At 64.9% G+C, this 19,474-nt stretch carries 15 protein-coding genes and 1 pseudogene; 6 read left to right on the forward strand and 10 right to left on the reverse strand.

Annotated features, from left to right (window positions below):
• Window positions 1–198: 198 nt before the first annotated feature.
• The gene (locus tag DVS29_RS18820; protein ID WP_118181997.1) at window positions 199–888 is read left to right on the forward strand and encodes a response regulator; all 690 of its coding nucleotides are present in this window, start codon (window positions 199–201) and stop codon (window positions 886–888) included.
• Window positions 889–953: 65 nt separating this feature from the next.
• Here DVS29_RS18820 and DVS29_RS18825 read toward each other — a convergent pair whose 3' ends face one another.
• Window positions 954–1,640, reverse strand: a complete 687-nt coding sequence (locus tag DVS29_RS18825; RefSeq protein WP_118181998.1) for an orotate phosphoribosyltransferase — start codon at window positions 1,638–1,640, stop codon at window positions 954–956.
• A 382-nt stretch (window positions 1,641–2,022) separates the two neighbouring features.
• Here DVS29_RS18825 and DVS29_RS18830 point away from each other — a divergent pair, with 382 nt between their 5' ends.
• Both DVS29_RS18830 and DVS29_RS18835 read left to right on the forward strand, forming a co-directional pair.
• Entirely contained in the window at window positions 2,023–3,276 is a 1,254-nt protein-coding gene (locus DVS29_RS18830; RefSeq protein WP_118181999.1) for an MFS transporter, read from the forward strand.
• Between the two features lie 305 nt (window positions 3,277–3,581).
• Window positions 3,582–5,867, forward strand: coding sequence for an NADP-dependent malic enzyme (locus tag DVS29_RS18835; RefSeq protein WP_118182000.1), 2,286 nt, complete (start codon window positions 3,582–3,584; stop codon window positions 5,865–5,867).
• A gap of 150 nt (window positions 5,868–6,017) precedes the next feature.
• On the opposite strand, the gene DVS29_RS18840 is transcribed toward DVS29_RS18835, so the two are convergent.
• Window positions 6,018–9,620 carry an indolepyruvate ferredoxin oxidoreductase family protein gene (locus DVS29_RS18840; RefSeq protein ID WP_118182001.1) on the reverse strand — a complete coding sequence of 1,201 codons (3,603 nt, stop codon included), beginning with the start codon at window positions 9,618–9,620 and terminating at the stop codon, window positions 6,018–6,020.
• Between the two features lie 379 nt (window positions 9,621–9,999).
• Between DVS29_RS18840 and DVS29_RS18845 the strand changes: the two genes are divergently transcribed.
• Window positions 10,000–10,203: a hypothetical protein gene (locus DVS29_RS18845; protein WP_118182002.1), complete on the forward strand. Its 204-nt coding sequence runs from the start codon at window positions 10,000–10,002 to the stop codon at window positions 10,201–10,203.
• A gap of 168 nt (window positions 10,204–10,371) precedes the next feature.
• Here DVS29_RS18845 and hppD read toward each other — a convergent pair whose 3' ends face one another.
• The gene (gene hppD / locus DVS29_RS18850) at window positions 10,372–11,469 is read right to left on the reverse strand and encodes a 4-hydroxyphenylpyruvate dioxygenase (protein WP_118182003.1); all 1,098 of its coding nucleotides are present in this window, start codon (window positions 11,467–11,469) and stop codon (window positions 10,372–10,374) included.
• A 175-nt stretch (window positions 11,470–11,644) separates the two neighbouring features.
• Here hppD and DVS29_RS18855 point away from each other — a divergent pair, with 175 nt between their 5' ends.
• Window positions 11,645–12,163 (forward strand): Lrp/AsnC family transcriptional regulator, encoded by a 519-nt coding sequence (locus tag DVS29_RS18855; RefSeq protein ID WP_118182004.1) that lies wholly within the window; start codon window positions 11,645–11,647, stop codon window positions 12,161–12,163.
• A 145-nt stretch (window positions 12,164–12,308) separates the two neighbouring features.
• Here DVS29_RS18855 and DVS29_RS18860 read toward each other — a convergent pair whose 3' ends face one another.
• From DVS29_RS18860 to paaA, 7 genes and pseudogenes are all read right to left on the reverse strand, one after another.
• Entirely contained in the window at window positions 12,309–12,977 is a 669-nt protein-coding gene (locus DVS29_RS18860; RefSeq protein WP_118182005.1) for a GNAT family N-acetyltransferase, read from the reverse strand.
• A gap of 225 nt (window positions 12,978–13,202) precedes the next feature.
• A complete protein-coding gene (locus DVS29_RS18865; protein ID WP_118182006.1) occupies window positions 13,203–13,808 on the reverse strand; it encodes a TetR/AcrR family transcriptional regulator in 606 nt (201 codons plus the stop codon).
• Window positions 13,809–13,925: 117 nt separating this feature from the next.
• Window positions 13,926–15,014, reverse strand: a complete 1,089-nt coding sequence (gene paaE, locus DVS29_RS18870; RefSeq protein ID WP_118182007.1) for a 1,2-phenylacetyl-CoA epoxidase subunit PaaE — start codon at window positions 15,012–15,014, stop codon at window positions 13,926–13,928.
• Window position 15,015: 1 nt separating this feature from the next.
• Window positions 15,016–15,522 (reverse strand): annotated as a pseudogene (gene paaD / locus DVS29_RS18875) (1,2-phenylacetyl-CoA epoxidase subunit PaaD); the annotation flags it as partial.
• Window positions 15,523–15,614: 92 nt separating this feature from the next.
• Complete coding sequence (gene paaC, locus DVS29_RS18880; protein ID WP_118182009.1) at window positions 15,615–16,418, reverse strand: 1,2-phenylacetyl-CoA epoxidase subunit PaaC; 804 nt, start codon at window positions 16,416–16,418, stop codon at window positions 15,615–15,617.
• 7 nt (window positions 16,419–16,425) lie between these two features.
• Window positions 16,426–16,710 carry a 1,2-phenylacetyl-CoA epoxidase subunit PaaB gene (gene paaB / locus DVS29_RS18885; protein WP_118182010.1) on the reverse strand — a complete coding sequence of 95 codons (285 nt, stop codon included), beginning with the start codon at window positions 16,708–16,710 and terminating at the stop codon, window positions 16,426–16,428.
• Window positions 16,711–16,759: 49 nt separating this feature from the next.
• Window positions 16,760–17,758, reverse strand: a complete 999-nt coding sequence (gene paaA / locus DVS29_RS18890) for a 1,2-phenylacetyl-CoA epoxidase subunit PaaA (RefSeq protein ID WP_118182011.1) — start codon at window positions 17,756–17,758, stop codon at window positions 16,760–16,762.
• Between the two features lie 186 nt (window positions 17,759–17,944).
• Between paaA and DVS29_RS18895 the strand changes: the two genes are divergently transcribed.
• Window positions 17,945–19,213: an SGNH/GDSL hydrolase family protein gene (locus tag DVS29_RS18895; protein ID WP_118182012.1), complete on the forward strand. Its 1,269-nt coding sequence runs from the start codon at window positions 17,945–17,947 to the stop codon at window positions 19,211–19,213.
• Window positions 19,214–19,474: the final 261 nt, after the last annotated feature.

Consider the following 19,474-nt stretch of genomic DNA (forward strand, 5'->3'; position numbering starts at 1 on the left):
GAATCTCGCCTGGCCGCGCGATGATGTCCAGTTTGGTGCGGCAAATAGAGTCAGAAATCGGCGATATTCGAAGAATCCGGAATCTGCATTCGAGGCGCCTATCTCAATCACGAACATACATGCCAATAAAACGTTACGAAGTCCGAATCATTTAGAAACGTCAAATTCCGGTTGTCGGTGTTATCAAAAGGACGTGCAATGCATGAGCCGATCAGGGTCGTAGCGGCGGACGACCACCCCGTCATTCTCTTTGGGGCGGAGCAGGCGCTCCTCAGATTCCCTGGTATCCAGGTGGTTGCGCGAGCAAGGCAGTCAACCGAGCTTGTCAAGGTTCTGCAGACCATGGTGTGCGATGTGCTCGTCACGGATCTCGCGATGCCGGGTGGACAATTCGGAGAGGGTCTGCCGTTGATCGGTTATCTGCGGCGGAATCTTCCGCTTGTGCCGATCGTTGTTCTGACCATGCTCGAGAATGCGACGCTGTTGAAGCGGTTGAGCGAGCCCGGCGTGACGTCCGTCGTCAACAAATCGGATGATCTCAGTCATATCGGCCAGGCGGTGCAGCACGTCAGCCGGCGTCTCGCGTACATGAGTCCATCGGTGCGCGCGGCGCTCGACACGCTCAAGATGAACGCGGGCGGCAAGAACGAGGAAGTGATCCTGTCGAAGCGGGAACTTGAGGTGGTGCAGCTCTTCGTGTCCGGCATGACGATCAAGGAAATCGGCGAGAAGCTCAATCGCAGCATCAAGACCATCAGCACGCAGAAGAGCACGGCGATGCGCAAGCTGGGACTCGAACGCGACTCCGGGCTGTTCCAGTACGCGCAGAGCAATGGACTCCTGAACCGGTCGTCGCACGTGGTGGATAGCGATCACGGTCTGGTGTGACGCAATGAAAAAAGCCCGGTCGGCACACGCCGATCGGGCTTCTTGCGGTACGAAGGCGCGACAGCTTACTGCGGTGCAGCCGTTGCACCGCCGTGCGCGGCAGACCATTCTGCCGGCGCGTGCAGAAATTTCTCCACTTCATCGAGCGTCTTCGTTTCGAAGTAGCCCGATTCCTTCGCGACGCGCAGCACATCCCACCAGGTCGCGAGCGCGTGCAGATCGACATCGATGTCTTTCAGCACCGACACGCTTTCCTTGAAGATGTTGTAGTGGAACAGCACGAAGCAGTGGTTCACCGTCGCGCCCGCGGTGCGCAGCGCGTTGATGAAGTTGATCTTGCTGCGGCTGTCGGTGGTCAGGTCTTCGACCAGCAGCACGCGCTGGCCTTCGGTCAGGAGACCTTCGATCTGCGCGTTGCGGCCGAAGCCCTTCGGCTTCTTGCGCACGTACTGCATCGGCACCATCAGGCGGTCGGACAGCCACGCGGCGAACGGGATGCCGGCGGTCTCGCCGCCGGCGACGGCGTCGATCTGCTCGTAGCCGACGTCGCGCAGGATCGTCGTTTCAGCCATCTCCATCAGGCCGCGGCGCACGCGCGGATACGAGATCAGCTTGCGGCAGTCGATATAGACCGGGCTCGCCCAGCCGGACGTGAAGATGAACGGCTTCTCGGCGTTGAAGTGCACGGCCTTCACTTCGAGCAGCATTCTGGCGGTCGTGTCGGAGATCGTCTGGCGATCGAAGCCTGTCATGGGCGGATCCTTGGATGGTGAGCGGGAGGCGGGCGCGATGCGCCGATGGCGCAGCAACCGTGGCGTTCCGCGCCCGTGCGACGCTGGGCGGAACGCGCGGCACGCCGTGAGCGGCGAGGTGGTTTGCAGCGCGCGTAGCCCGCGATTTTACCCGATTTGGGCGCTTTCCTGTTCCTCATGGCGGCCATCTGTGCCGCGGCGATGCGGGAGCTGTGGATTTTGTCCGCATGGCACGGTTGGCCCGACGGATTTACACTCACGCGTTTCCAAAGGCGTGCGCACGGCGTAGCGCGGGTCGCGCATCCGCTGCCGCGTGCACTGCGCTGGCCCGCGTTGGCCGATCTACCTGCTGCCCCGTCGTTTTGCCAAACCCATCCCGCCGATGAACGTCGCCCCTTCCCCCGCCGCCCGCACGCGTCCGAACGAACGCGGTCATGCCGCCCGCGCGCTCGTCGCGTCGGTGCTCGGTTACGCGATGGACGGCTTCGACCTGCTGATCCTCGGCTTCATGCTGCCCGCGATCTCCGTCGACCTGCACCTGAGCGCCGCACAGGCCGGCTCGCTCGTCACGTGGACGCTGGTGGGCGCGGTCGCCGGCGGGCTGATCTTCGGCGTGTTGAGCGACTACTACGGCCGGGTCCGGATGCTCACTTGGACGATCCTGATCTTTGCGGTGTTCACCGGTCTCTGCGCGCTGGCGCAAGGCTACGCGGACCTGCTGGCCTACCGGACGATCGCGGGCATCGGGCTGGGCGGCGAGTTCGGCATCGGCATGACGCTCGTCGCGGAAGCGTGGCCGGCCGGGCAACGCGCACGGGCGTCGTCCTACGTCGGTCTGGGCTGGCAGCTTGGTGTGCTGGCGGCCGCGCTGCTCACGCCGTTGCTGTTGCCGCTGACCGGCTGGCGCGGCATGTTCGCGGTCGGGCTGGCGCCGGCGCTCGTGTCGTTCGCGGTCAGGCGCCAGGTGGAAGAACCGGCGCTCTTCGCCGAGCGCGTGGCGGCCGCCCGGGCAGCGCCGCGCGATGGGCCGCGCCGGCTGCCGCTGCGGCGCCTCGTCGCCGACCGGCGCACGGCAGCCGCGAGTCTCGGCGTCACGATCCTCTGTTCGGTGCAGAACTTCGGCTACTACGGGCTGATGATCTGGCTGCCGAGCTATCTGTCGAAGACCTTCGGCTACTCGCTGACGAAGTCCGGCCTCTGGACCGCCGCCACCGTGCTCGGCATGGCGTGCGGCATCTGGCTGTTCGGCATCGCGGCGGATCGCTTCGGCCGCAAGCCGACGTTCCTGTTCTACCAGGCCGGTGCAGTGGTGATGGTGTTCGTCTACGCGCACCTGAACTCGCCGTTTGCGCTACTGATCGGCGGCGCGGTGATGGGCGTGTTCGTCAACGGAATGATTGGCGGGTATGGCGCGCTGATCTCGGAGCTGTATCCGACCGAGGCGCGCGCGACCGCGCAGAACGTGCTGTTCAACATCGGCCGCGCGGTGGGCGGCTTCGGGCCGGTCGCGATCGGCGCACTGGCCAGCCGCTTCTCGTTCGGCGCGGCGCTCGGCGTGCTCGCGTCGATCTACGTGCTCGACATCCTCGCCACCCTGTTCCTGATTCCCGAACGCCGCGGCGCCGCACTCGAGTGACGCCGGGCGGCGCGAGACCCGCGCCGCCTGTCGTTCAGGCCGCGTGCGGCAATGCGGCAGCCGCGCCGCGGCGCATGGGCCGCCTCTTCTGTTCGGTATGGACACCAGTCATCGCGACCTATGCGAGGTGTACACTAATCGACCCGCCGAACGCGTCATGCGGCCTCGCCGCCGCCCAGGTTCGACGCCGCGCCTACCCGGCGCGAGCGAGAACCGCCGCCATCGATGATCCCTTCGATACATGCGGGCGAAGCTTCCGCTGCCGCGTGCCGGGCCCCAATTCCTAACGTCTCGCAGGCCAAAAAATGGACGAACAACTGAAGCAAAGCGCTCTCGCGTATCACCAGAATCCCAAGCCCGGCAAGATTTCCGTCACTCCGACCAAGCCGCTGTCGAACCAGCTCGACCTGTCGCTGGCGTACTCGCCGGGCGTCGCGGCGGCCTGTATGGCGATCTTCGACGAGCCGCTGGATGCGCAGAAGTACACGTCGCGCGGCAATCTGGTGGGCGTCGTGACGAACGGCACGGCAGTGCTCGGCCTCGGCAACATCGGTCCGCTCGCCGCGAAGCCGGTGATGGAAGGCAAGGGCTGCCTGTTCAAGAAGTTCGCGGGCATCGACGTGTTCGACATCGAGCTCTCCGAGTCCGATCCGGACAAGCTGGTCGAAGCGATCGCGATGCTCGAACCGACGCTCGGCGGCATCAACCTCGAAGACATCAAGGCGCCGGAGTGCTTCTACATCGAGAAGAAGCTCCGTGAGCGCATGAAGATTCCGGTCTTCCACGACGACCAGCACGGCACGGCGATCATCGCGTCGGCGGCGATCCTGAACGGCCTGAAAGTGGTCGGCAAGGAACTGGGCAAGGTCAAGCTGGTGTGCTCGGGCGCGGGCGCCGCGGCCATCGCGTGTCTCGACCTGCTCGTGAACCTCGGCCTGTCGAAGCAGAACGTGCTCGTCACCGATTCGAAGGGCGTGATCTACGAAGGGCGCGGCAACCTTGATCCGTCGAAGGAGCGCTACGCAGCGCACACTGACGCGCGTACGCTGGCCGACGCGATCCGCCAGTGCGACGTGTTCCTCGGCTGCTCGAGCGCCGGCGTGCTGAAGCCGGAGATGGTCGCCGAGATGGCCGACAAGCCGCTGATTCTCGCGCTCGCGAATCCGGAGCCGGAAATCCGTCCGGAAGAGGCGAAGAAAGTGCGTCCGGACGCGATCATCGCGACGGGCCGTTCGGACTATCCGAACCAGGTCAACAACGTGCTGTGCTTCCCGTTCATCTTCCGCGGCGCGCTCGATGTGGGCGCGACGACGATTACGGAAGAAATGAAGCTCGCGTGCGTGCGCGCGATCGCCGAGCTTGCCGAAGAAACCGACCAGGGTGACGAAGTCGCGAAGGCCTACGAAGGCCACTCGCTCGAATTCGGCCCGGACTACCTGATCCCGAAGCCGTTTGACCCGCGTCTCATCATCAAGATCGCGCCGGCGGTTGCGCAGGCGGCGATGGATTCGGGCGTCGCGACCCGTCCGATCAAGGACATGGACGCGTACCGCGAAGAGCTGTCCACCACCGTCTACCGCACCGGCATGGTGATGCGTCCGGTGTTCGCGGCGGCGAAGTCACAGCCGGCGCGCATCGTGTTCGCGGAAGGCGAAGACGAGCGCGTGCTGCGCGCCGCGCAGTTCGTGCTGCTGGAGAAGATCGCGAAGCCGATTCTGGTCGGCCGTCCGTCGGTGATCGAGATGCGTCTGAAGAAGATGGGCTCGAAGCTGAAATGCGGCGACGACTTCGAGATCGTCGATCCGGAAGACGATCCGCGCTACCAGAAGTGCTGGCAGGCGTATCACGAACTGGGCGCGCGTCACGGCGTGACGCCTGACGTCGCGAAGGCGGCGATGCGCAAGTTCAACACGCTGATCGGCGCGATCCTCGTGCGTCTCGGCGACGCCGACGGCATGATCTGCGGGATGATCGGCCAGTACCACGATCACCTGAAGTACATCGAGCAGGTGCTCGGCAAGGCGCAGGACGTCGACAACTTCGCGGCGATGAACCTGCTGATGCTGCCGGGCCGCAACCTCTTCATCTGCGATACGTACGTGAACGAGCTGCCGACCGCCGAGCAGCTCGCCGACATGACGATGCTGGCCGCGAGCGAGATCGAGAAGTTCGGCATCACGCCGAAGGTCGCGCTGCTGTCGAACTCGAACTTCGGCAGCACGCCGTCGCCGTCGTCGCAGCGGATGGCGAAGGCGCGCGAGCTGATCGCGCAACGCGCGCCGGGCCTCGAGATCGACGGCGAGATGCATGGCGATGCCGCGCTGTCCGAGACGGTCCGCAAGGCCGCGTTCCCGGGCACGACGCTCACGGGCGAAGCGAACCTGCTGATCATGCCGAACGTCGAAGCCGCGAACATCACGTACAACCTGCTGAAGATGATCGGTGGCGAAGGCGTGACGGTCGGTCCGTTCCTGCTCGGCGCGGAGAAGCCGGTGCACATCCTGACGCCGGCCGCGACCGTGCGCCGGATCATCAACATGACCGCGGTGGCGTCGGCGAACGCGAGCGTGAACCGCGCGGCGGCGAAGTAAGCGAAGCGTGCGGGCGGAGGTTGCGCCTGCGCTGAAGCAGCCGCACTGACGCAGCGGTACTGACGCAGCAAAAGAGAAGGGCACCGCGAGGTGCCCTTCGTCGTTACTGAGTGTGCTGCTTGTGCTTCGTATCAGCGCGTTCCAGCAGGATCACGCGACGTGACGTTGCGCGCCGCCTTCCGGTGCGCGCCACTTCGCGAGCAGTGTCGCCCACTTCGTCCGCACGCCCTTCAGGTTGTTTTCTTTCACGTGGCCGTAGCCGCGGATGCCGTCCGGCAGGTTCGCGAGCTCGATCGCGAGCGCCAGCTTGTCCGCCTTGAGGCCGACGGTCAGTTCACGCACCAGCCCTTCATACTCGCCGATCAGCGCGCGCTCGGTGCGGCGCTCTTCGGTCTTGCCGAACACGTCGAACGCGGTGCCGCGCAGGAAGCGCAGCTTCGCGAGGAAGCGCATCGACGTCATCATCCACGGGCCGTACTGCTTCTTCACGAGATGGCCCTGCGCGTCCTTCTTCGAGAACGCCGGCGGCGCGAGATGGAAGTTGAGCTTCCAGTCGCCTTCGAAGTTCGCCTTTACCTTCTCGATGAACGCCGGGTCCGAATACAGGCGCGCGACCTCGTACTCGTCCTTGTACGCCATCAGCTTGTGCAGGTTCTTCGCGACGGCTTCGGTGAGCGCCAGCTGATTGTTGTCCGCGCCGAGCTTCGTTTCGGCCGCGCGCACTTCGTCGACGACCGCCTTGTAGCGCGAGGCGTACGCGGCGTTCTGCCAGTCGGTCAGGTACTGGATGCGCTTGTCGATCAGCGTGTCGAGCGCCTTCGGCGTGTGCAGCGAGACGACCTTGCCCGATGCGGTATCGGCGGAATCGGCGCGGCCCTGCGCACGCACGATCGCGAGTACGCCGGCGAGATCGTGCGCGGCGCGGCGGCCCCACTCGAACGCGGCGAGATTCTTCTCGACCTGCACGCCGTTCAGCTCGATCGCGCGCGTCAGCGACTCATGCGTGAGCGGCAGCCAGCCGCGCTGCCACGCATAGCCGAGCACGAACGGGTTCGTGTAGATCGCATCGCCGAGCAGCGCGACCGCGAAGCGGTTCGCGTCGACCGTCGCGACGCCTTCGTCGCCCACCGCGGCACGCACGTCGGCTTCGGCGCTGGTGCCGGGGAACTGCCACTGCGGGTTCTTGATGAACTCGGCGGTCGGCGTGTGCGCGCTGTTCAGCACGACGTGCGTCTGCCCGTTCTGCATCCGCGACACGCAGTCGTCGCCCGCCGTGACGATTGCATCGCAGCCGATCACGAGGCTCGCTTCGCCCATCGCGATGCGGGTGGCGTGGATGTCGGCCGGACGGTTCGCGATCTGCACGTGGCTCATCACCGCGCCGCCCTTCTGTGCGAGGCCGGTCACGTCGAGCACCGTCACGCCCTTGCTCTCCAGGTGCGCGGCCATGCCGATCAGTGCGCCGATCGTCACGACGCCCGTGCCGCCGACGCCCGTGATCAGGATGCCGTACGGCTTCGCGATCTCGAGGTGCGCGGGCTCGGGCACCGTGGGCATCGCGTCGCTGCCGACGCCGGTCGGCGCCTTCGGCTTGCGCAACTGACCACCTTCCACCGTGACGAAGCTCGGGCAGAAGCCCTTCAGGCACGAGAAGTCCTTGTTGCAGCTCGACTGGTTGATCTGCCGCTTGGTGCCGTACTCGGTGTCGAGCGGTTCGACCGACAGACAGTTCGACTGCACCGAGCAGTCGCCGCAGCCTTCGCACACGGCCTCGTTGATCACGACGCGCTTCGCCGGGTCGGGGAACGCGCCGCGTTTGCGGCGGCGGCGCTTTTCCGTGGCGCAGGTCTGGTCGTAGATCAGGATCGTCGTGCCTTCCACTTCACGCAGCTCGCGCTGGATCTGGTCGAGCGTGTCGCGATGATGGATCGTGACGCCCGGCGCGAGCAGCCCCGTGTTGCCGTCGTACTTTTCCGGCTGGTCGGTGACGATCACGATCTTCTTCGCGCCCTCGGCGGCGAGCTGATGCGTGATCTGCGGCACGGTAAGCACGCCGTCGACGGGCTGGCCGCCCGTCATCGCGACGGCGTCGTTGTAGAGAATCTTGTAGGTGATGTTCGCTTTCGACGCGATCGCCGCGCGGATCGCGAGCAGGCCCGAGTGGAAGTAGGTGCCGTCGCCGAGGTTCGCGAACACATGCTTGTCGTTCGTGAACGGCGCCTGGCCGATCCACGCGACGCCTTCGCCGCCCATCTGGCTGAACGTGCTGGTGCTGCGGTCCATCCACACGGTCATGTAGTGGCAGCCGATACCGGCCATCGCGCGCGAGCCTTCCGGCACATTGGTCGACGTGTTGTGCGGGCAGCCGGAGCAGAACCACGGCTTGCGTTCGAGCTGCACGCGCGGCTTCGCGAGCGCCTTTTCCTTCGCGTCGATCACCGCGAGGCGCGCGGCGATGCGGGTGCGGACGTCGGACGGCAGTTCGAGTTTCTCGAGACGCGTCGCGATCGCCTTCGCGATGATCGCGGGCGAGAGCTCGTAGTGCGCGGGCAGCAGCCAGTTGCCCATCGGCACCGACCATTCGCCGCCGGCGCCGTCCTTTTCGTCGAACTTGCCGTACACGCGCGGACGCTGCGCATCCGGCCAGTTGTACAGCTCTTCCTTGATCGCGTATTCGAGGATCTGCCGCTTTTCCTCGATCACCAGAATTTCTTCGAGGCCGCGCGCGAACGCGTGCGCGCCCTGCGCTTCGAGCGGCCACACGCAGCCCACCTTGTAGAGGCGGATGCCGATGCGCGAGCAGGTTTCGTCGTCAAGGCCGAGATCGGTGAGCGCCTGGCGCACGTCGAGGTACGCCTTGCCGCCGGTCATGATGCCGAAGCGCGCGTTCGGCGAATCGATCTCGACGCGGTCGAGCTTGTTCGCGCGCACGTACGCGAGCCCCGCGTACCACTTGTAGTCGAGCAGACGCGCTTCCTGCACGAGCGGCGGATCGGGCCAGCGGATGTTGAGGCCGTCGGCGGGCATGTCGAAATCGGTCGGCAGGATGATGCGCGTGCGGGCGGGGTCGATGTCCACCGACGCCGACGATTCGACCACATCGGTCACGCACTTCATCGCGACCCACAGGCCGGAGTAGCGGCTCATCGCCCAGCCGTGCAGGCCGAAGTCGAGATATTCCTGCACGTTCGAGGGGAACAGCACCGGCAGGCCGCACGCCTTGAACATGTGCTCGGACTGGTGCGCGAGCGTCGAGGACTTGGCTGCGTGATCGTCGCCGGCGAGCACCAGCACGCCGCCGTGCTTCGACGAACCCGCTGAATTGCCATGCTTGAAGACGTCGCCCGAACGGTCGACGCCCGGGCCCTTGCCGTACCACATCGAGAACACGCCGTCGTGCTTCGCCGAGGGGTACAGGTTGACCTGCTGCGAGCCCCACACCGCGGTCGCGGCGAGGTCTTCATTGACGCCCGGCTGGAACACCACCTGGTGTGCGGCCAGGTGCTTCTTCGCTTTCCACAGGGATTGATCGAGACCGCCGAGCGGTGAGCCGCGGTAGCCGGAAATGAATCCGGCGGTGTTGAGTCCAGCCGCTTTGTCGCGTTCCTGCTGGAGCATCGGCAGGCGTACCAGCGCCTGGATCCCGCTCATGTACGCGCGACCGCGTTCGAGCGTGTATTTGTCGTCGAGCGTGACGGATGCGAGGGCTGCTTCCAGGCTCGCGCGCTGACCTGCGTCTAGCGGGGCATTCATTCTTTGTCTTCCTCCAACCACCCAGATTTGGGATCGCCAAAACCAATGTGCCTCGGCATCTTGTGAATGCTCCGGCCGGGGTCGCCATATTGGCGGCTTTTATGGGATGGTAGCACCAGGAAAAACCCGCCGCTTCAACGCTGCGGCGAACGCCGCAAAGCGTTGTGTGACGGGCGTTACGCAAGGCGCAACCGCTTTTTGCTTTGAGGGGCGATCTCGCCGGCTACGTCGGGTTACGGGGTGTAACAGCGTGTAAAAGCTGACGAATCCCGGAACCGCGCTTGAAATGCCGGTCTAACACCCCACCTGCGGATATCGCGAAACGCTTCACCTGTCGTGAAGCTTCACCGCCGCAGGTCATGACACAAAGGAGTACGCCATGAACAACCGACATATCCAGACCTTCCTGATGGTCTCCGCCGCCTTCTTCGCCATGAGCGCGCCGTTGCGCTCGAACGCCGCCAGTCCATCGGCTGCGTCACGCGAAACCGCCGCGCGCAGCACGCAGATCGCATCGCGATCCGGCTGCCCGGAGAGCCCTCAGGCCGCCACCTCGCGCGACAACGAAGCGAAGCGCTCATGATCCATCTGTCGTCGCCTGAGCGCGGATAGCGCCGGAGACGCGAACCGAACAACCGAAACCGCGAAGGCGGAGATTCCCGATGGGGATCTCCGCCTTTTTGTTCGCTGCCGCTGCGTGTCGTTGCGTGATACGTTGCCGTTCAACGCGCCGGGCAGCGCGTCGCTGTCATCAAGCCTTGTCCTGCACGACGCCGCGGCGAATCTGGTCGAGCTCGATCGATTCGAACAGCGCCTTGAAGTTGCCCTCGCCGAAGCCCTGATTGCCCTTGCGCTGGATGATCTCGAAGAAGATCGGCCCGATCTGGTTTTCGGTGAAGATCTGCAGCAGCAGATCGTCGTGCGCGCCGTCGATCAGGATCTTGCGCTTGCGCAGTTCGTCGAGGTTCTCGCCGTGATTCGGAATGCGGCGGTCGACGAGCTCGTAGTACGTGTCGATCGTGTCGAGCAGCTTGATCTGCGATGTGCGCAGACCATCCACCGTGCCGCAGATGTTGCTGGAGCCGAGCGCAATGTGCTGGATGCCTTCGCCGCGATACGCGTCGAGGTACTCCTGAATCTGGCCGGCCGTCTCCGAACCTTCCTCGTTGATCGGAATGCGGATCTTCCCGCACGGCGACGTCATCGCCTTCGACTTCACGCCGGTCACCTTGCCTTCGATGTCGAAGTAGCGCACCTCGCGGAAGTTGAAGAGACGCTCGTAGAACTCCGCCCATTCCTGCATGCGGCCGCGATGCACGTTATGCGTCAGGTGGTCGATGTAGGTGAGGCCGTGGCCGGCCGGGTTCGGGTTCGCGCCCGGAATCGGTTCGAAGTCGACGTCGTAGATGCTGATGTCGCCGATGCTGTTCGGCGACGCGCCGTTCTTGCCGCGCCAGCGGTCGACGAAATAGATCAACGAATCGCCGATGCCCTTGATCGCCGGGATGTTCAGCTCCATCGGGCCGGTCTTGTTGTCGAAGCCCCATGCGCCGAGTTCGAGCGCGTGCCGGTAGGCCTTCGCCGCGTCCTGCACGCGGAATGCGATCGCGCAGATCGACGGGCCGTGCAGGCGCGCGAAACGCTGCGCGAACGAATCCGGCTCGGCGTTGATGATGAAGTTGATGTCGCCCTGGCGGTACAGCGTTACGTCCTTGTGGCGATGCTTCGCGATCGCGGTGAAGCCCATCTGCTCGAAGAGCAGGCCGAGCGCCTTCGGATCCGGCGCGGTGTATTCGATGAACTCGAAGCCGTCGGTGCCGACGGGGTTGTCCCAGGTGGGAACCTGCATGTGCGTCTCCTTCCGGAAGTCTCGATGTGCGGCACCGCGGGCGCGGCACGCGAATTCGCGAGGTTTCTATTCCGCAAGTGTAAAGAGGTCGACGAGACGAAAACTTGCGAAATTAATCCAGAGCGCCTAGATTCGCGCTATTCCATAGCGCAAACAACGATTCAGGCGGCATAAAATGGCCAACATCGAATTGGACGCGATCGACCGGCGGATTCTCGCGATCCTGCAGGAGAACGGCCGGCTGTCGAACCAGGAGATCGCGGAACGCGTGAACCTGTCGCCGAGCCCGTGTCTCAGGCGGATCCGGCGGCTCGAAGAAAGCGGCGTGATCCGCGGCTACGTCGCGCTGCTCGACGCGAAGCTGCTGGGCCTCGACCTGCTCGCGTACGTGAACGTGCGGCTGGAAAAACGCGGCGGCCCGGCGACCGGCGTGCAGGCGGGCGGCACGCCGCTGCGCGCGGGGACGACCCACGCGCAGCTGTTCCGCGCGGCGGTGCAGGCGTGGCCGGAAGTGGTGGCCTGTCACGCGATGACGGGCGACACGGATTTTCTGTTGCGGGTGCAGGTGGAGGACATGGCGCACTTTTCGCGCTTCGTGCAGGACCAGTTGCTGCACCATCCTTCGGTGATCGACGTGAGGTCGAGCTTTTCGCTCGATACGTTCAAGGAGACGACCGCGCTGCCGATTCTGTGAGGGCGGTTGGCGTGATTGCGTACGTCGTTCCTGGGTCTGGGTCCGGGCGGCCCTGGGCCCAAAAGCGGAACGGGCAGCTCGCAGGCCGCCCGTTCTTTCACCGCTTCTTGCTGTGGCGGTGGCGCGTTCGACGCCACGCAGCGGATCACGCTGCTTCGGCCGCCGGCATCAGCGATTCGAAAATCTTCTTCGCGTTGCGCGCCTGGCGCTTCAGCGCGTAGTCGAATACCGCGGCCTGCTCCTGCAGCATTTCCGCGAGGATGCTCGTCTGGTCCGCGGGCGGCAGCGTCAGATACGCATCGGCTTCGCCGTACGCGTACTCGATCTTCATGCCGGCCTTCTTCGCGATGTGCATCATCGTGGTGTTGCGCGACAGGCAGTGCATGTACAGCATCGTGACGTGCGTGTTGCGGCTGCGGATGGCGGCGCGCTCGAACAGCTTCGTGCCGATGCCTTCGCCGCGCGCGCTTTCCAGCACGGACACGCCGAACTCGGCGGTGCGCTTGTTGTCGGCTTCCACCGGCAGATACGCGAGATGGCTCACGCCGATCAGCTTCAGTTCGCGGTCGAATACGCCAAACACGGTGTCGCGCGAGAAATCGATGGTGCGGACGTAGTTTTCGATCACGTGGTCTGGCGTGATCTGACCGAAGCGCAGCAGGCGGTCGTCTTCGCCCAGCGCGAGGAAGTGCGCGAGCAGGCGGGGGCGGTCTTTCGACGTCAGCTCCCGGACCAGGATCGGAGCGCGGCCGGCGATGAACGGCAGGCGATCGGGAGCGATCGCCTCGGCAGCGCGTAGGGTGATCTGGGTCATGGTCGGGTTCTCCTTCTATCAGCAAGGCGCGTGGTGCGCCGCAAAAGAGATTTTACCCGACACGCAATACTCGAACTAGGGAAAACCCGTATTCCGGATTGAGCCTGCGTTCTAAATGATTTTGACCCTAATTATAGAATGTTGATTTGTATGAGAATTTATTCTGCCGCACACTGTTGCTAAATAGATAAACGACCGTACGGTTTGTTTTGCTGCTCCGCGGAATCAGGCGGCGTTCTGCAGGCCGTGATCGACCATCGCCACCACCTGTTCGGCGAACTCGCGGTAGTTCATCTTGCCTCCGGGTTTCAGCCAGGTGAAGGTCCAGTTGATCATGCCGAACACCATCATCGTCAGCGCGGTCTGGTTGTCGCGCGTCACCCGTTCGGGGTAAGCGCGCGCGAGCTGCCGCGCGAACGCGGCCACCACATCGCGCTGCCGGTTCAGGATCGTCTCGCGCTGCGCATCGACGAGATATTTGACGTCGTTCAGCAGCGCAACGTGACGGCTGTGCGAGTTCTCGTATTCGGCGAGGAACGCGCGGATCAGCTCGGCGAAGGCATCGCGCTCGGAGAGGCCGCGCCGCTGGCTGGCGCCTTCCACCTCCGCGATGATCAGCATCAGCCGCTTCGTGTAGCGGTCGAGCAGATCGAACAGGATCGCTTCCTTGCTCTCGTAGTAGTGGTACAGACGCGCCTTCGACGTGCCGCTCGCCGCGGCGAGATCGGACATCGACGTGCTCGGGTAACTCGTCTGCGCGAACTTGGCGGCGGCCAGTTCGAGGATCTGGTCGCGCTGGGTTTCGTGATCGGGCGCTCGGGTGCGGGCCATGAGTGATTGTCGTTGTCGGCGTTGGGTGCGCGTAGTGTAAGCGCACCGTCGATGCGCCGAAAGCGCCGTGCCGGGTGTTGCCTGGTGTTGCCTGGTGTTGCCGCGTTCTGGCTGGCGTCAGCGCTCGTCGTAGCTCACGACCACCTTGTCGCTGACCGGATGGCACTGGCAGGTGAGCACGAAGCCGTCGCGGATCTCGTGATCTTCGAGCGTGTAGTTCTTGTCCATTTTCACTTCGCCTTCCACCACCTTCGCGCGGCATGTGCAGCAGACGCCGCCCTTGCACGCGTACGGCAGTGCCAGTCCGGCGCGCAGACCGACGTCGAGCAGGCTCACGCCCTCGTACGGCAGACGCAGCTTGCGGCGCTTGCCGTCGAGCACGATCTCGAGATCGGCGGCCGGCGTGTTCTCGGTAATCTCGACGGGCGGCACGCCCGCCTGCGGCAGCGGCGTGCCGAAGCGCTCGACGTGCACCTGTTCCGGCGCGACACCCGCGGCCTTCAGCGCGGCTTCGGCGGCATCCATCATCGGCGCGGGGCCGCAGATGAACGCTTCGTCGATGTCGGCCGCGGGCAGCAGCGTCGCGAGGAAGGACGCGCACTTGTCCTGATCGAGCACGCCGTTGAACAGTTCGACGTCCTGCAGGTCGTCCGACAGCACATGGAAGAGCGCGAAGCGGTTCATGAAGCGGTTCTTCAGATCCTCGAGCTCTTCGGCGAACATGATCTGGTCGACGCTGCGGTTGCCGTACACGAGCGTGAAGCGGCTGCGCGGTTCGATTTCGAGCGTCGTCTTGATGATCGCGAGCACGGGCGTGATGCCCGAGCCGCCCGAAAAGGCGACGTACTGCTTGCCCTGGTCGGCATTCAGGTGCGTGAAGAAGCGGCCGTCGGGCGTCATCACGTCGATCGTGTGGCCAGGCTGCAGCGTGTCGAACGCGAAGTTCGAGAAGCGCCCGCCGCGCACGCGCTTGATGCCGATCCGCAGCTCGCCGTCCCGGTCGTAATCGGTGACGCCGACGCAGATCGAATACGAGCGGCGCGTCTCCTCGCCGTCGATGTGCGTCTTCAGTGTGACGAACTGGCCTTGAGTGAAACGGAACTGGTCGCGCAACTCGACCGGCACCTCGAACGCGACCGACACGGCGTCGGCGGTCTCGGGGCGCACTTCGCGGATACGCAGCGGATGGAATTGCGGAGTGGCCATGTCAGTACGGTTTGAAGTAGTCGAAGGGTTCGCGGCAGTCGAGGCAGCGATACAGCGCCTTGCAGGCGGTCGAGCCAAACTGCGCGAGACGTTCCGTGCGAGGCGAGTCGCAGCGCGGGCACGAGGGCAGCGGCGCGGCGACGGGCCTGGGGATGAAGCGCACGACCTGTCCGGCGTCTGCTGCCGGCTGGTGGCTACCGCACTGGCCCGTCGGCGGTGCGATGCCGTACGCGCGCAGCTTGCTGCGGGCGTCGTCGGTGATCCAGTCGGTGGTCCACGCTGGCGCGAGCACGGTCTCGATGCGATACGGCGTAATGCCTGCGGAATCGAGCGCGAGCGCGATGTCTTCCGCGATCTGCGACATCGCCGGACAGCCGGAATAGGTGGGCGTGATCACGACTTCGAGCACGTCGTCGCCCGCGCGGCGCACGTCGCGCAGAATGCCCAGTTCGCGGATCGACACGACCGGAATCTCCGGATCGGGCACGGCTTCCAGCACCTGCCATGCGTGCCGGCGTTGCGTGTCGTCGTGCGGATGCGGATCGTGAGCAAGCGCGTTCATCGTCGTGGTCCGTGTTCTTGCAACGTGACGTGAGCCGATTACCAGGTCGCGCCAGGATGCTGGCGCGCGAGGCTCTGCATTTCGGCGAGCAGGAAACCCATGTGCTCCGAGTGCTCGCCGTGCTTGCCGGTCGTGATGTGCTTCACCGCGTCGGGCTGGCGCAGCATTGCCTCGTCGAGCGTGGCGCGCACGTCGGCCTGCCACACGGCTTCGAGCTCGGCCGTGCGCGGACCGATGCCGGCGGCGGCGATGGTGTCCTCGACGTCGTCCGTGCTGAAGAACTCGCGCGTGTACGGCAGCAGATAGTCGAGCGCGGCCTGCGCGCGCTGGTGCGAATCCGCGGTGCCGTCGCCAAAGCGGATCAGCCACTCGCGCGCGTGATGCAGGTGGTAGCTCGTCTCCTTGATCGACTTGTTCGCGATTGCGGCGAGCTGGTCGTCCGCCGATGTGCCGAGCGCCGTCCACAGATGCGCCATCAGCGACGCATACAGGAAGTTGCGCACGATCGTCACCGCGTAGTCCTTGTCCGCGTGCGCGGTGCCGGAGAGCGGACCATAGTGCGGCAGCTCGACGAGCGTGTAGTTGGCGAACTCACGCTCGGCGCGAAAGAACGCGTAGTCGTCTTCGTTGCGGGCTTTGCCGGTGAGCGCTGCCTCGAGCGTCGCGGCGCGCGTGTACAGCAGGCGCGCCTGGCCGATCAGATCGAGACTCATGTTGGACAGCGCGATGTCTTCCTCGAGGATCGGGCCGTGGCCGCACCATTCGGCATTGCGTTGTCCGAGGATCAGCGCGGTGTCGGCGAGGCGCAGCACGTACGCGAGATGTTGGGGCGTGATGTCCATGTCGCGCTTACATGTGGTTGACTTCGTCGGGGAGCTGATAGAACGTCGGATGGCGGTAGATCTTGTCGCCTGCCGGTTCGAACAGCTCGGCCTTGTCTTCCGGTGCCGATGCCGTGATCGCCGACGACGGCACCACCCAGATGCTCACGCCTTCCTGGCGGCGCGTATAGACGTCGCGGGCCATGCGCAGCGCCATCGCGGCGTCGGCTGCATGCAGGCTGCCGCAGTGCTTGTGATCGAGTCCCTGCTTGCTGCGCACGAAGACTTCCCAGATCGGCCATTCCTTGTTCATGTGTCTCTCCTGATGTTGTGCCGTGACGTCCGCTGCGCTCACGCACCGCTCATGCGGCGTGCTGCTGCGCGCGCTGGCGCTGTTTCTCGGCGTGGGCGAGCGCGGCTTCGCGAACCCACGCGCCGTCGTTGTGCGCTTTCACGCGGGTGGCCAGCCGATCCTTGTTGCACGGACCGTCACCGTTGACGACGCGCCAGAATTCGTCCCAGTCGATGCTGCCGTAGTCGTGATGGCCGCGCGCTTCGTTCCACTTCAGGTCGGGATCGGGCAGCGTGACGCCGAGCACCTTCGCCTGCTCGACGGTCGCATCGACGAACTTCTGGCGCAGATCGTCGTTCGAGATGCGCTTGATGCCCCACTTCGCCGACTGGTTGCTGTGCACGGAGTCGGCGTCGCTCGGGCCGAACATCATCAGCACCGGCCACCACCAGCGGTTCACCGCCTGCTGCACGAGTTCGCGCTGCGCGTCGGTGCCTTTCATCATCGCGAGCAGCGAATCGAAGCCCTGGCGCTGGTGAAACGACTCTTCCTTGCAGATGCGGATCATCGCGCGCGCGTACGGACCGTAGGTGCAGCGGCACAGCGGGATCTGGTTCATGATCGCCGCGCCGTCCACCAGCCAGCCGATCACGCCGACGTCGGCCCACGTGGGCGTCGGGTAGTTGAAGATGCTCGAATACTTGGCCTTGCCCGCGTGCAGCGCGTCGACCAGCTGGTCGCGCGAAACGCCGAGCGTCTCGGCCGCGCTATACAGATAGAGACCGTGGCCCGCTTCGTCCTGGACCTTCGCGAGCAGGATCGCCTTGCGCTTCAGGCTAGGCGCACGCGTGATCCAGTTGCCTTCCGGCAGCATGCCGACGATCTCCGAGTGCGCGTGCTGGGAGATCTGCCGCACGAGCGTCTTGCGGTAGGCGTCGGGCATCCAGTCCTGCGGTTCGATCTTGCCGTCGGCTTCCATCACGGCGTCAAAGCGCGCCTGCTCGGGCGTGCTGGCGGCCGCATCGAGCAGCGCGACGTTGCCGGGGATATCCAGTGATTGCGTGTACATGGGGAACGCTCTCGTCCGAAGTGATCTGGTCGTCGCAGTATAAACCAACCGACCGGTCGGTTAATAAATTTTTTCGAGATTGTCGGTGGGCGTCGGTCTGTCCGCGGCTGGCGGGTGGTCCGCGGAAGGCGGTTGAGGTTTGCCGATCAGGCAAAATAGCCGCTTTGCCCCGATCCGAACAATCGCATGACCCTTCGATCCCTGACTGCCTGCAGCGCGCTGCTGGTCTCCCAGCTGTTCGCCATCGCGCCGGCCGCGCACGCCGCCGATGTTTCGCAGCACTGGACTGCCGCCTGGGCCACCGCGCTGCAGCCGATTCCGCAGTTGCCGTCGCCGCCGCCGCTCTATCAGGCGCCGGAAGTCGGCGGGCGCACCGTGCGCCAGATCGTTTATCCGACGCTGTCCGGGCAATCGGTACGGATTCATCTGAGCAATGCGTATGGTCGGGCGCCGCTCGTGATTGAGCATATGCGTATTGCTCGGGCCGTGGGCGGTGCGGCCGTGGATCCGCGTGCTGAGGCCGAGGTGCGGTTTGGCGGCAAGGCGACGGTGACGGTGCCGCCGGGCGGCGAAGTGGATAGCGATCCGGTGGCGATCGAGATCACCGCTGACGCGCCGTATGCGCTGAGCTCGGCGATGGGGCCGGAGCAGAAGATGGTCGCGTGGCACCGGGTGTCGAGTCAGACCAATTACGTGTCCACGCCGGGCGACCATTCGGCCGACGCGTCGGGCGAAGCGTTTCGTGGACGCTTTACCCACTACGCATGGGTGACGTCGCTGGCAGTGGCGGCGCCTTCTTCCGTCGGCGTGGCGGCGATCGGCGATTCGATCACCGACGGGATGCGCTCCACGCTCAACGAAAACCGCCGCTGGCCGGATGCTCTGGCCCGTCGGCTCGAGCAGGAGGGCGACCGCTCGGTCGGCGTCATCAATCTGGGCATCAGCGGGAACCGGCTGCTGAGCGACTCGCCCTGTTACGGCGACGCGCTCGAGCGCCGCTTCGACCGGGACGTGCTGCAGCGGCCGGGTGTGCGCGCGGCCGTGGTGCTGATCGGCATCAACGACATCAACTTTCAGTCGATGCCAGCGCGCGCGGGCATCGACTGCGATTTCCCGCACACGACGGTGACGGCCGCGGATCTGATCGCCGGCTATCAGCGGATCATTGCGGAAGCGCATCGGCACGGCGTGCGGGTGTTCGGCGCGACGCTGACGCCGGCGTCGCTGCCGGCGCCGCGCGAGGCGATCCGCGAAGCAGCCAATCGCTGGATCCGTACCAGCCATGCGTTCGACGGGGTCGTGGATTTCGATGCGGCGCTGCGCGATCCGTCCAGCCCCGAACGACTCCAGCGGGGATATGACAGCGGCGACCACATTCATCCGTCCGACAGCGGCTACGTTGCCATGGCTGCCGCAGTGCCGCTTCAGGAAATCATTGCTGCAGCACGAAAGTGAGCGCTAACAAAATTTGTGCGGGCGAGGGCTTGCATCCCAGGCTGGCTTCGCCTATGATTCGCCCTCTCGTTTGGAACGAGAGCCGCTGCGAGAAACAGCGGACGCAAGGTTAGCGGCAGTTTTTAAGCGAAAGCGAAAAAATGTTGTTGACGAAGCGGGAAAGAGTCTTCATAATCTCGTTTCTCTGCTGCTGATGCAGCAACGCAGCAAACGCCGGGTGGTCCAGTGGTTGAAAGTGGTGGCCCGGGCGGTTTGCGCGAC

Origin of the sequence: Paraburkholderia phosphatilytica (assembly GCF_003443895.1) — a bacterium.
GTDB classification, from domain to species: domain Bacteria; phylum Pseudomonadota; class Gammaproteobacteria; order Burkholderiales; family Burkholderiaceae; genus Paraburkholderia; species Paraburkholderia phosphatilytica.

Bases quoted from the DNA above. Each gene is read 5' to 3' on its own strand.
- DVS29_RS18830 (WP_118181999.1), top strand. From the start codon at position 2,023: ATGAACGTCGCCCCTTCCCCCGCCGCCCGCACGCGTCCGAACGAACGC.
- DVS29_RS18895 (WP_118182012.1), top strand. From the start codon at position 17,945: ATGACCCTTCGATCCCTGACTGCCTGCAGCGCGCTGCTGGTCTCCCAG.
- paaC (WP_118182009.1), bottom strand. From the start codon at position 16,418: ATGGACATCACGCCCCAACATCTCGCGTACGTGCTGCGCCTCGCCGAC.
- paaE (WP_118182007.1), bottom strand. From the start codon at position 15,014: ATGGCCACTCCGCAATTCCATCCGCTGCGTATCCGCGAAGTGCGCCCC.
- paaA (WP_118182011.1), bottom strand. From the start codon at position 17,758: ATGTACACGCAATCACTGGATATCCCCGGCAACGTCGCGCTGCTCGAT.
- DVS29_RS18860 (WP_118182005.1), bottom strand. From the start codon at position 12,977: ATGACCCAGATCACCCTACGCGCTGCCGAGGCGATCGCTCCCGATCGC.
- DVS29_RS18840 (WP_118182001.1), bottom strand. From the start codon at position 9,620: ATGAATGCCCCGCTAGACGCAGGTCAGCGCGCGAGCCTGGAAGCAGCC.
- DVS29_RS18845 (WP_118182002.1), top strand. From the start codon at position 10,000: ATGAACAACCGACATATCCAGACCTTCCTGATGGTCTCCGCCGCCTTC.
- hppD (WP_118182003.1), bottom strand. From the start codon at position 11,469: ATGCAGGTTCCCACCTGGGACAACCCCGTCGGCACCGACGGCTTCGAG.
- DVS29_RS18825 (WP_118181998.1), bottom strand. From the start codon at position 1,640: ATGACAGGCTTCGATCGCCAGACGATCTCCGACACGACCGCCAGAATG.
- DVS29_RS18820 (WP_118181997.1), top strand. From the start codon at position 199: ATGCATGAGCCGATCAGGGTCGTAGCGGCGGACGACCACCCCGTCATT.
- DVS29_RS18855 (WP_118182004.1), top strand. From the start codon at position 11,645: ATGGCCAACATCGAATTGGACGCGATCGACCGGCGGATTCTCGCGATC.
- DVS29_RS18865 (WP_118182006.1), bottom strand. From the start codon at position 13,808: ATGGCCCGCACCCGAGCGCCCGATCACGAAACCCAGCGCGACCAGATC.
- DVS29_RS18835 (WP_118182000.1), top strand. From the start codon at position 3,582: ATGGACGAACAACTGAAGCAAAGCGCTCTCGCGTATCACCAGAATCCC.
- paaB (WP_118182010.1), bottom strand. From the start codon at position 16,710: ATGAACAAGGAATGGCCGATCTGGGAAGTCTTCGTGCGCAGCAAGCAG.